9 protein-coding genes are annotated in these 11,843 nt (G+C 36.2%); 2 read left to right on the forward strand and 7 right to left on the reverse strand.

All coding sequences use genetic code 11. From position 1 onward, the window contains the following. The 4 genes from ACTTKP_RS09085 to ACTTKP_RS09100 all read right to left on the reverse strand — a co-directional run. The coding region (locus ACTTKP_RS09085; protein WP_442553583.1) for a histidine kinase dimerization/phospho-acceptor domain-containing protein at window positions 1–941 on the reverse strand (941 nt) is incomplete at its 3' end. Window positions 942–962: 21 nt separating this feature from the next. Next, a complete protein-coding gene (gene hflC / locus ACTTKP_RS09090; RefSeq protein WP_442553584.1) occupies window positions 963–1,838 on the reverse strand; it encodes a protease modulator HflC in 876 nt (291 codons plus the stop codon). Between the two features lie 12 nt (window positions 1,839–1,850). Beyond that, the gene (gene hflK / locus ACTTKP_RS09095; RefSeq protein WP_442553585.1) at window positions 1,851–2,834 is read right to left on the reverse strand and encodes an FtsH protease activity modulator HflK; all 984 of its coding nucleotides are present in this window, start codon (window positions 2,832–2,834) and stop codon (window positions 1,851–1,853) included. A gap of 61 nt (window positions 2,835–2,895) precedes the next feature. Next, on the reverse strand, window positions 2,896–3,594 hold the full coding sequence (locus tag ACTTKP_RS09100) for a response regulator transcription factor (RefSeq protein WP_442553586.1): 699 nt from the start codon (window positions 3,592–3,594) through the stop codon (window positions 2,896–2,898). 155 nt (window positions 3,595–3,749) lie between these two features. On the opposite strand from ACTTKP_RS09100, the gene ACTTKP_RS09105 reads away from it, so the two are divergent. After that, entirely contained in the window at window positions 3,750–4,391 is a 642-nt protein-coding gene (locus tag ACTTKP_RS09105; protein ID WP_442553587.1) for an Ig-like domain-containing protein, read from the forward strand. Window positions 4,392–4,849: 458 nt separating this feature from the next. Continuing rightward, window positions 4,850–7,150 (forward strand): EndoS/ChiA family endoglycosidase, encoded by a 2,301-nt coding sequence (locus tag ACTTKP_RS09110; RefSeq protein ID WP_442553588.1) that lies wholly within the window; start codon window positions 4,850–4,852, stop codon window positions 7,148–7,150. Between the two features lie 125 nt (window positions 7,151–7,275). On the opposite strand, the gene nox is transcribed toward ACTTKP_RS09110, so the two are convergent. The 3 genes from nox to ACTTKP_RS09125 form a co-directional block, all read right to left on the reverse strand. Further along, window positions 7,276–8,604, reverse strand: coding sequence for a H2O-forming NADH oxidase (gene nox, locus ACTTKP_RS09115; RefSeq protein WP_442553589.1), 1,329 nt, complete (start codon window positions 8,602–8,604; stop codon window positions 7,276–7,278). A 109-nt stretch (window positions 8,605–8,713) separates the two neighbouring features. Beyond that, entirely contained in the window at window positions 8,714–10,063 is a 1,350-nt protein-coding gene (locus tag ACTTKP_RS09120; protein ID WP_442553590.1) for an aminotransferase class I/II-fold pyridoxal phosphate-dependent enzyme, read from the reverse strand. Window positions 10,064–10,271: 208 nt separating this feature from the next. Further along, on the reverse strand, window positions 10,272–11,522 hold the full coding sequence (locus tag ACTTKP_RS09125) for a methyl-accepting chemotaxis protein (protein ID WP_442553591.1): 1,251 nt from the start codon (window positions 11,520–11,522) through the stop codon (window positions 10,272–10,274). Window positions 11,523–11,843 lie beyond the last annotated feature (321 nt).

Here is an 11,843-nt window from a genome sequence, read left to right on the forward strand (position 1 = left end):
TCAAATCTGGTAGCCTCATCATCTATGATACCGTCTAATAGTGTCTCTGAATAGGCACGGACAACTGTAATAGGGGTACGGAGTTCATGAGAAACATTTGCGAAAAAGTCAAGTCTCATCTGCTCAAGATTTTTCCTCTCCTCATCTGCCTGCTTAAGTCGGTCGGATAGTGAGTCTATAGCTCCTGCCAGTTCTCCCAGTTCTCCTCCTTCACTTATATTTGTATGAGCCTCATAGTCTGCATCGGCAAGCCTCAGTGCGGTAGCCCTCATTATAGAAAGGGGTCTTGAGAGCCTTCTTGCAAGGAAGACAGCAAAAATAAGAGAAAATAATAGGGCTATCAGAGTACTTATAAATATGATTGTAAAACTTCGGCTTATGACAATTTTTTGAGATTCAGAAACCTGATTTACAAAGACAGCTCCGATTACCTCTTTAGATTTGGATGCCACTATTGGTACAGCAGTAAATATATAGTCTGCACCATAGGTTTCGGAATATACATCCATGGCATCAGCTTTTCCTAAAAACACAGTGTCAAAAAGTGAGGAGATTTCAGGCTGAGTTTCCCTTGAAATATCTATATTTGTGTATTTTTTAGGCATTGGTGACTTTGATTTGGGATTTGAAATTATCCATATATCAGTTGTTTCCAATTCTTCAAGTACTTCAAGAAATGAAGGGTAGGTAATATAGTCATCATCATCAACAAATACGCCTACTCTCTTTGCAATGGAACTTGCCTGTTTAAGCAGAAGTTTTTGATTGGCTTCTATGGCAGACCTTGAGTAGAGCTGTACAAATATAAGCCCTGTAAGGATGGCAAAGGCAACCACAACCAAAGCATAATTCCTGAACATAATAAAGAAAAGACTATGAACTATTTGTTTCAAAGTCCTTTTCTTTATTATGACAGGCTTAACAGAAAGAATATCTTTCATGAAAATACCGCCTTATTTAAATTATTCAAAATTACCGTAAAGTATTTTGGCAAGCTCACTGTCTTTGCCAAGCATCAGTTTTTTCTCACCCTGTCCGCTAAGTGAAACTTTAAGGGCATCAAGACTTCTTATATAATTATAAAATTCAGCCTTGTCCTTGTCATTATAAGCTTGCTGCAAGGTTTCCATGTACTTTGCTTCTCCCTCAGCCTTTAACTTTGCAGAGTTCTTTTCGGCCTGAGCCTTAAGAATGGCAACCTGTTTGTCTGTCTCATTCTGTATTTTTTTTGCCTTGCTTTCACCCTCGGCAGTATAAGAGGCAGCTATATTGTTTCTCTCAGATATCATGCGGTCATACACAGCCTGTTTATTGTCATCAGGTAAATCAAGTGATTTTAACTGAGCCTGAACTATTTCAATACCGTACTTTTTAATATCAGGATTTGCATCAGCAGTAATAGTCTGTGTAAGTTTTTCACCTCTGGCTTCTATTATCTCATCCTGGGTCATAGAGGATATAACCGATTTTACGGAGTTATAAACTGTAATTCCTGTCCTGTCTTTAGCATTGTTTACATTGGCATTCAAGGTCTGATAATAGACGGTAGGGTCAACAATACGCCAAAGAATATACATATCTGCTATCATGGACTTTTTGTCTGCAGTCATAACATCACTTGGACGGATGTCATAGAGTTGGATGGACTTAGGCACTTTTCTTATATTCTGTATGAAAGGTAATTTAAAATAAAGTCCTGCATTATTGTCTACTGCAACTATTTTATTAAACTGTAATCTTATACCGTATTCATTTTCCCTAAGTGAATAGGTTGAGCTGAATCCAAGAAAGCCGGCAAGTATAAGTAATATTAAAAATAACTTTTTTGTCTTCTTCATAACTTCCTCCCCTTAATTATTAAATTTATCAACCGGATAAATAGACTGTGTCTTGCCATCCGTAATAATGATACTTAGTTTAGGCAGGACTTCTTCAAGGGTTTCATAAAACATTCTTTTTTTGGTTATGAGAGGAAACTTCTTATATTCTTTATAGGTTTCGCTGAATCTGGCAACCTGTCCTTCAGCTTCTGCAATACGGTTTTCCTTATATGCTTCTGCTTCTTTAAGTATCTTGTCAGCATCGGCATTTGCAGAGGGGAGTTTTTCACTCTGATATTTATTGGCATTATTTATAGCGGTTTCAGCACCCTGTTTTGCAGTCTCAACTGCCTTAAAAGCCTGAATAACCTGAGCAGTTGGCGGCTCGGCATCCTGTATTGAAATGTTGACTATTTCTATTCCGATGTTTACTTTTTCCATTTCTGAAATCAGCTTATCCTTAACCTCTGATTGAATCTTACCCTTGGCAGTAGTCATTACCTCATCAACAAGATATTTGGAAATGGTTGAGCGGATAGAGGCTTTGGTAAGATTTCTAAGGGTGTTAAGCGGGTCATCAGTATTAAAAAGAAAGTTTTCAGGATTTACCACCTTATATTCAAGATAAAAATCAATGTTTACAAAGTTAAAGTCTTTGGTAATCATCATGCTGTCTTCATAGTCTGAAGTATCTTCAACAGGGTCATTAGTGCCGGATTCTTCATATCCTATCGGCATACCCTGAGTAGTGGTATTCACTGTTGTAAGTTGTTGAATAAATGGAAGTTTAAAATGAAGTCCTGCGGTTTCAACACCGACAACCTTTCCAAACTGAGTGATGACAGCCTGTTCCTGCTCAGATACAGAATAGATACTTGAAAATATTCCAACTGCAACTAAAGCACCCAATATTATTAAGGAACTGAATTTTTTAACAGTATTTATTTGTTTATTAACATTTTCGTCAATGACAACCTTGTCATTTTTATTTTTTAAATCTTTAATTATGCCCATTATAGCCTCCGTAAGTACATTATGATGCGAGTATTAAAAATTTTAAAACCTGTGTCATATCTTAATTTTCAATATTGAATTTATAGCCCATGCCCCAAATAGTTTTAATGCTCCAGTTAGGATGTTCTACAGTATCAAGTTTAGCTCTAAGACGCTTAATATGTGAGTCTACGGTACGAGGGTCACCATAGTAATCAAAACCCCAGAGACTGTCAAGCAGATTATCTCTGGTAAAAACCTTGTTAGGGTTTTCAGCAAGAGTCCACATGGTTTCAATTTCTTTTTTTGTAAGTGCAATTTTTTCTCCACCAATGCTAAGAGAATATTCCTCGAGATTAATTTCGAGATTATCTATTTTGATAAAGTTTTCGCTTGTGATGTTTGAGGCAGTTTCAGGAGCTGTCATCCTTCTAAGGACAGCTCTAAGCCTAGCCATAACCTCGCTTGGACTAAAAGGTTTAACTATATAATCATCGGCTCCTATGTCAAGTCCCATTATTTTTTCAAAACCTTCTCCTCTGGCAGTAACGAGGATGATGGGTACATTTGACTTTGCACGGATTTTACGACAAACCTCATAGCCGTCCATCTTAGGCATCATAACATCTAAAAGTACGGCAGCAGGAGAGTGTTCGTCAAAGAGTTTTAACGCTTCTTCTCCATCGGTTGCAATTATTGGATTGTAGCCTTCTTTGGTAGTATAGGCAGCCAGTACATTTGTAATATCTGCATTATCATCTGCAATCAGTATATTTTGCATAAATTCATACTCCTTTCGCCCACTATAAGTGCTTAAAAGTAATTATAATAATTTTCTATGTCAGTTTCAAGTTAAATAAAGTTTACCAAATGACACGATTATGACAAAAACAAGCTGTATGATGATAAGGTCATAAGACAGACGGAGGTAAAAAGATGAAAAATCTTAGAAAAAAAGTCGCTCTGTCAGTCGTGGTTGTGCTTTGTTTGATTTTGTCCCTCGGTACAAACAGAATAGATTTGTATGCCGGGGAGGTACTGATGAAAGAAAATATAGCAGAACCGAAGTTAAATGTTACTGAATTGTCTTTGGTAACAGATGACAAGTTTGCATTAAAGGTCTACAATTTGACAGAGGACCAGAATTTGTATTTTAAGTCAGATGATGACAGTGTTGCAAGTGTTTCAACCACAGGTGCTATTTCTGCACTTAAGGTAGGTGATACTACTATAACAGTAACACTTAAGGACAAGTCTATTAAGGAAGACAAAGTGTTTAAGTGTAAGGTATATGTAGGACCACCTGCTATAAGCATTAGGCTTACTTTGAGTGAGGTGACTATTGAGGTAGGAAAGAAAAAAACCTTGCAGGCTATTCTTAAGCCTAATACAACAGCAGAGGCTGCAATATTTAAGAGTTATGACCCTGAGATTGTTGCAGTGAGTGCGAGTGGAAAGATACTTGCAAAAAAGGTAGGAAAAACAACTATTGTTTCTTCGATTGCAAATGGAAGGTATGATATTTGTACTGTGAATGTAGTCGAAACTATTGAAAAAGTTGCTGAGAAAACTAAATAAGATGTATTAAAAGAGGAAGCTGTACGCTAAGAGATAGTGTATAGTTTCTTCTTTTTTGTTTGTCAGGAAATTATGTTAGAATTTCATAATAAATAAAAATTTTCAGTGTTATGTACAGTTTGCAAAAAATGAGCAGATTACGAATATTTTTGCAAGGATTGCGAGAAACAAAGCTGTAGCAATTCTGTATCAATTGGTGTCAAATACTTTTGACAGCCACATCATTTAATATTATATTTAACATTATAGTTAACATTATACTAATATCTTTGTTGGAAATATATAAAAATACAATATAAATTTAGTGAAAAATCACAGTAATTATTAAAAATTTATTAAACTTATCAAAGCTACTTTGACAAAAAGAATAAATATGTTAAGATAATATTGTAAAAAGTATAGAATTTATTGGAAATCCAAAGTACAATTTATTTTGCAGAAAGGGGAATTGGGAATTTATGAGAAGTAAAAAAAGAAGTTTCAAAAGGCTGTTTTGTGCTGCTTTAGCAGCGGCTACACTATTTTCAGCGGGGGGGGGAGCTGTCAGATTATCAGAGCCTGTAAGGCTTATGGCAGCACCGTCAGACAAGGTAGACCTTAAAATTAAGGAAACTACCGTAAATACCAAGATTGACCTTAAAAGCGATGAAGTAGTGGTTAACAAGGACAAGGTAAGCAAATGGATGCTTTATCATTCGGGAGATACCGGGGCGGAGCATGAGGGAGATATTGACAACATAACCTCTTTTACACCTAAGAACCCGGGTTATATATGGCTTAGAGCAGAGATGCCCGGGAATAAGTACGCATATTTTAAGATTGCAGTTAAGGCAGATGAGAATACACCTGCGCCGAAAGAATATGACGAAGCTTTCCCTAAAGAAAACATGAAACCGCTTAAAACTCCTATCCAGTTGGGATATTTTAGAACCTGGCATGATTACTGGTCATGGGTACCTGATGATGCGTCTCATAAGATTAGTGATGTACCTGCTGAGGTGGATATAGTGGCGGTATTTCATGATTTCACGGAAGACGGCAATCCTTTCTGGGAAAAGTTAAAGATGGAATATGTGCCAAAGCTTAATAAACAGGGAACAAGGGTTATCCGCACAATAGGAATAAAAGACGTAGATGGCAGACGTGGTGTTTCCAAATGGTTTGACTATACTAAGGATGAAGCGGGATATAAGGCTCTTGCAGCAGAGATAGTTAAAGAATATGTGACCAAATATAACCTTGATGGTTTGGATATAGACTTTGAATATCACGATTCAGATCATTTGAATGTAGCGCAGGCTAAGGTGGTTATTGAAGAAATATCCAAAATTATAGGGCCTAAAAATCCTGACAGAACACCAAACCTGGTATTTATTTTAGATACTAATAAACCTGCAAATGCTGATGATGGTTTGTTTATGGCTACAAAGGACTGTTATGATTATGTAATCAGGCAGAATTATGGTGGACAGGGTTATTTGACAGGCTATAATTCTTATAAAGATGTACTTTCTAAAGAAAAGTATCTTACAGGATTTAGTTACTATGAAGAGGGAGGAAACATTTGGGGAAATGTTCCAAGTAAGGATTTGGTGGCAGACAGAGCAACAAATAAAACCTTATTAAATAATCCTGATGAACTTTTTACAAAACCTGAATTTAAAAATTGTGTAGCTTACAAACAGGCAGAGTGGGCAGCCAAAGGCGGATATGGCGGAGTATTCTCATATGCTATAGAGAGAGACGGAGTAGCTCATGGAAATAACAAAAAGTTTTTCAAGAATAAAGAAGGTGGACAGCCAAGTAAATATTTCTTCTCAAAGGCACTTAAGCATCTTATGCAGTATGAGAGTGCTAAAAATGTGTTAGATATAAAACTTAACGTAAATGAATTTCAGGCAGGAAATACCTTGGAATTAAATGCGGCTGTAGAACCTGCTGATGCTGTTAAAAAAGATATTACCTGGTCAGTAGTAAATGATCCTCAGAAAACTACGGCTAAAGATGCGATGGTTACAGAGGGAAATAAACTTACAGCCAAAGGAGAGGGTAAAATAACCTTAAAGGCTGTTGTTGTGGGTGGTATAAAAGGAGAAAATATACCTGAATTTGTAAATTATGAAAAAGAAGTTGAAATTAAAGTAAATAAGGCTCCTGAACCACCTTCACCTTCATATTCACCTTCACCTTCACCTTCACCTTCATATTCACCTTCACCTTCATATTCACCTTCGTATCCGGTTGTTCCTACCTTACCTGCTAAGACAGAGAAAGCCGTCAAGGAGGAGAAGAAACCTGAAATAAAAGAAAAAGAGGAGAAGAAGCCTGAAACAAAAGAAAATTCTGTAACAGATATTGCAGTTAATAAAACTCCGCAGGAAAAGGTTGTTGAGAAGGAAGTCTTAATATTGCCTTCTCTAAAGAAAACAGTAAATTCGGGTGCTCTTAAAGGCTTAGACATAAGGACTATAAAGAAAGTTGTTCTCCCACAGAATAAAGCAAAGATAAATGCGGCTATAACAGATACAGCTTTATCCGAACTTGTTTCTAAAAAAATAACTGCATTTGAAGTAAAGGGAAAGAATTTTACCCTGTACTTAAATGCTAAGAATTTGAAATCTTTAAACAAACTTACCAAAAAACAGCTTACTTTTAAGGCTGCCAAACTTAAGACAGGTAAGATTAAGCTCCAAATATTTGTTGATGGCAGGAAGTTAACTGCTAAACAAATTGCTAAGCTTAAAATAAAAGTAAAGTAATTGATTTTACAAAATAAGATAATTAAACGCTGCAGGAGTAATGCTTGCAGCGTTTAATATTGTAATTTAGTAGATTTTTTAAAATTGACATCTGTTTGTGTTGATATTTTCGGTGTGAATTGATTTTATTTTGCACTAAGAGCTGCCATTGTAATATAGTTATATGGTTTGTTAAAATGTGGAAGGAAGAAAATATCGAGAAGTTTTAACTTATCAATAGTAACCCCTTCTTCAATAGCAAGTGAGAACATATGTATCGCCATTGAGATGTCTTCTTTAGATGAAAGCTGTGCACCAACAACTCTTCTTGAAGATTTCTCATATACTATACGGATTTTTACATCTTCATTTTCACGCATAAATCCGGGACGCTGAGTATCCTCGAAGTCTGTATATTCTACTTCCATGCCTGCTTTTTCAGCAGCAGCTACTGAAAGACCTGTAGAAGCAAGTTTTCTGCCAAATACACAGATGGCGTTAGAACCCTGTACACCTGAGCCTTCAAGCTTAGTTCCACCTATGTTATGTCCGGCAACTATTCCTGTACGAACTGCATTTGAAGCAAGAGCTATATATGTTCTATCTCTGAGGGCATTTGAATAAATGGTAGCACAGTCTCCAACAGCATATACATCAGGATCACTTGTCTGCTGATACTTATCTACTGCATAAGCACCATTTTTCCAAAGTTCTAAATGATCCTTGCCAAGTGCATTATTTGGAGCAAAACCGATAGCATTTATAACTAAATCAGCAGGATATTCTCCACTCTCTGTTACTATAGAAGAAACTCTGCCGTTTCCTTTATATTCAAGGACTTTTTCGCCAAAATGGGTTTCTATTCCGGCATCTTCTAAAGCTTTGTCCATATCTTCTGTAAACCATTTGTCATAGTAGCTTGCAAGAGAGCTAGGAGCTATATCGAAGAGTCTTACTTTTTTGCCTCTTAAAAGACAAGCTTCAGCAATCTCTACACCTATATAGCCTGCGCCAATTACGGCAACTTCTTTAACTTCAGGGTTACTGATTTCTTTATCTACAGCCTGACCTTCCTGAAAAAGTTTTAAGAATTTAAGGCCTTCTAAGTCATTTCCGGTAAGGGCAGGAGATATTGGAAGAGAACCGGTAGCAAGTACAAGTTTATCATATGATTCTTCAAACTTTTCTCCATTTTTCTTTGTTCCATACACAATTTTTTTGTTGAAGTCAATTTCTTCAACACTTGTCTCGAGGCTGATTTTAGCACCTTTCTTTTCGAAAGCTTCAGCACAGGTATAGAAGAGACCTTCATAAGAATCAATCTGTCTTCCTACCCAAAGAGCAGTACCACAGCCAAGGTAACTAAGATTGGTATTTCTATCAATCATTACAATTTCATTACCCGGATAATTATCAAGTAAGGTATTGGCAGCAGCAATGCCTGCATGATTGGTGCCTATAATTAGAATTTTCATATCGGTTCCTCCGAAGTTTTTAATTTACCATTAGTTTGGTAATAAATCAATTATAGTAAAAATACTTACAAAAATCAAATAAAATTAGTATGAATATTTGTAAGAAAATTTATTTTTCAGCTTTTGCCGATGGGGCAGTTTTAACGTCAGATGTAGATGATGAAAGCTCTATTTTTGCAAGTAATTCTTCAACTGCTACAAGCTTTGTGGAAAGAGCCAGTAGTTCTGTAGCAGTCTTGAGGTCATTTATAGGAGGGAAGGAAGGAGCTATTCTTATGTTAGTGTCCTGTGGATCCTTTCCGCCGGGGAAGGTTGCTCCGGCAGGAGTCATAACTACACCGGCCTTTGCACAGCGTGAAACAACCTTTTTGGCACAGCCTGGAAGAGTATCATAAGAAATGAAGTAGCCGCCCTTTGGAGAAGTCCAAGTAGCAATTCCTGTTCCCTTTAACTCTCTTTCAAGTATTTCTTCGACAGCCTCAAACTTAGGACGAAGAATGTCTGCATGTTTACGCATATGCTCAACCAGTCCATGAATATCTTTGAAAAATCTCACATGGCGAAGCTGATTTACCTTGTCATGACCTATAGTCTGCATAGCAACCTGTCTTTGAATGTCCTCAAGATTGTTCAGGCTGGTAGCAAGAGCTGCTATACCGGATCCCGGAAAACTTACCTTACTTGTAGAGGCAAATTTATATACTAAGTCCGGATTTCCGGCACGCTTACATTCTGCAAGAATTTCAATGAGATGATCCTGCTCATTATCGTAAAGGTGATGTACGGTATAGGCATTGTCCCAGTATATTCTAAAATCCTTGGCAGCAGGCTTAAGTCTTGCAAATCTTCTTACTGTTTCATCAGAGTAAGAATTTCCGGTAGGATTGGAATATTTAGGTACGCACCAAACACCCTTAATACTTTCATCAGAAGCTACAAGTTTCTCAATCATATCCATGTCCGGACCGGTTTTAAGCATAGGTACAGTCACACTTTCTATGCCGAAATACTCTGTTATTGCAAAGTGTCTGTCATAGCCCGGAACAATACATATCCATTTCACCTTATCTAATTTGCACCAAGGAGTGCTCCCCATAACACCATGTGTCATTGAGCGAGAAACTGTATCGTACATTACATTAAGGCTTGAGTTTCCATATATAAGCAGATGGTCATAAGGAACTTCCATCATATCACCAATAAGTTCCTTTGCCTCAGGTATACCGTCAAGAACTCCGTAGTTACGGCAGTCGGTGCCGTCTTCACAAAGTAAATCAGAGTTGCTGTTTAATGAGTCCATCATCCCCATTGATAAATCCAGTTGGTCTACACAGGGTTTACCACGACTCATATTTAGTTCAAGTCCTCTTGCCTGCATTTTTTTATATTCTATTTTTAAGCAATCCTTTAATTCAAGGAGTTCTTCTTTTGTCATTTCAGTATACTTTTTCTTTGCCATAAAACCTCCGCTTATAAACAATTATTTTTAAATGTATTCGTGTATGCAATGTATTTTAGCATTAAAATTCTTATTTATCAAGTAAAAGATATATATGAACAAGGGGATTAAATATTTTGTGTTAATAAGATATGCTAAGAGCATTATTAGATTAAATACAAAAGAATCCTGTGAATATTCAACAGGATTCTCTCTTAATGGATAAGAATTAAATCTTAAACTTATTAATCATAGAAATCATATTTTGTGATAAACTTAAGAGTTGCTCACTGGAAGAAGCAACTGTCTCAGCTAAATCAAGCTGAGAGCTTAATGATTCGGAAGCCTCTTGTGTTGAAGCAGCATTTTCTTCTGACAAAGCAGATAGATTTTCTATTATGCCAACAAGCGAATCTTTTGTAGATTCAAGTTCTTTAACTGAATGGTTGAGGCTGTTAACTTCACTCAAGTTTTTGTCAAGACCGGAAGAAATTAAACGGAATATTTCTTGAGTTTCATTAACTCTATCATTTTGTTCAGCAACTGTACCACCAACTGTTTCCATAATATTTACAGTTTCAGTTACTTTTTCTGTAAGGCCTAATACAATTGCCTGAATTTCCTCAGTGAACTGATTTGACTGTTCAGCCAACTTACGAATTTCTTCTGCAACTACTGCAAATCCCTTACCTGCCTCACCTGCTCTTGCTGCCTCAATAGCAGCATTTAATGCAAGCAGGTTTGTTTGGTCGGAAATGGATTTTATCATACTGCTGGCTGAAGAAATCTGAGCAGCTCTGTCATTTGTATTTAATATAACTGAATATACATTTTCAGCAGAATCCTTCAGTTTTTTTGTAGCAGTAATGAGCTTTGGTATAGTAAGTATACCTTGTTCTTTTGCAGATGACACTTCATGAATGGTAGTATTAAGATTTTCAATAATAATTTCGTTTGTATGAAGTGCGGTATCAACTATCTGCACTGATTCTGCACCCTTTTGCATATCCTCTGCCTGTATTACAGCACCGTTTGATATTTCTTTAACAGTTTTTGATAAGTTTTTAGCTGCATTAGCAGAATGTTCGCTGGAAGCAGCAAGTGCTTCCGATGATGTGGAAACCTGATTAGCAATATCAGAAATTTGTATCATTATTGACTGTATTGTTTTCTTAACAGTTACTAAGGAACGAGATATTTCTCCGATTTCATCTGTATTTTTAGAGTAGATTATAGATGGAGAGGTTTCGGTAAGTGTAAAATCATAATTAACCATTCCTTGGATACAATCACTTAGTTCAGTGATAGGATTAGATATAGAGTTTGTAACAAAATAAATAACTATAAACATTATTATGGCAGATATAATGCCTATAATTGGTAAAGCCTGAACAAAAAAATAAGAAACTGCAGTCATAATTATAATGACCAGTAGCATTGGGACACCGATGAAAAGTAACATTTTGCTTTTAAGTTTCATTATTAAATCCTCCTATAGATTTAATTTTAGCAATTTAAATAAGGATTGTCAATATAATGCCGAATTATTTATGTAATATCTTCTGAAACACATCATCAGAGCTTAAAAGCTATTTGTTATAATGCACTATGTAGAAGTTACAGTTACAGAGCCATAATCTTCTTCTCAGAAATGCCGGTAAGCTTAGCAATTAGACTGTGAGCCAGACCTTCTTTCTTCATATCCTTAGCTATTCTGATTTTTTCTTCATTAGCACCTTCTATTTTACCTTCTATTTTACCTTCTATTTTACCTTCTTTTTTACCTTCTTTTTTGCCACGT

It is taken from the genome of Catonella sp. (genome assembly GCF_052169795.1).
Lineage (GTDB): Bacteria > Bacillota > Clostridia > Lachnospirales > Lachnospiraceae > Catonella.

What these genes read in the sequence shown, in the direction of transcription:
- hflC (WP_442553584.1), bottom strand. Translation starts at nt 1,838, where the DNA reads ATGAAGAAGACAAAAAAGTTATTTTTAATATTACTTATACTTGCCGGC.
- hflK (WP_442553585.1), bottom strand. Translation starts at nt 2,834, where the DNA reads ATGGGCATAATTAAAGATTTAAAAAATAAAAATGACAAGGTTGTCATT.
- ACTTKP_RS09100 (WP_442553586.1), bottom strand. Translation starts at nt 3,594, where the DNA reads ATGCAAAATATACTGATTGCAGATGATAATGCAGATATTACAAATGTA.
- ACTTKP_RS09105 (WP_442553587.1), top strand. Translation starts at nt 3,750, where the DNA reads ATGAAAAATCTTAGAAAAAAAGTCGCTCTGTCAGTCGTGGTTGTGCTT.
- ACTTKP_RS09110 (WP_442553588.1), top strand. Translation starts at nt 4,850, where the DNA reads ATGAGAAGTAAAAAAAGAAGTTTCAAAAGGCTGTTTTGTGCTGCTTTA.
- nox (WP_442553589.1), bottom strand. Translation starts at nt 8,604, where the DNA reads ATGAAAATTCTAATTATAGGCACCAATCATGCAGGCATTGCTGCTGCC.
- ACTTKP_RS09120 (WP_442553590.1), bottom strand. Translation starts at nt 10,063, where the DNA reads ATGGCAAAGAAAAAGTATACTGAAATGACAAAAGAAGAACTCCTTGAA.
- ACTTKP_RS09125 (WP_442553591.1), bottom strand. Translation starts at nt 11,522, where the DNA reads ATGAAACTTAAAAGCAAAATGTTACTTTTCATCGGTGTCCCAATGCTA.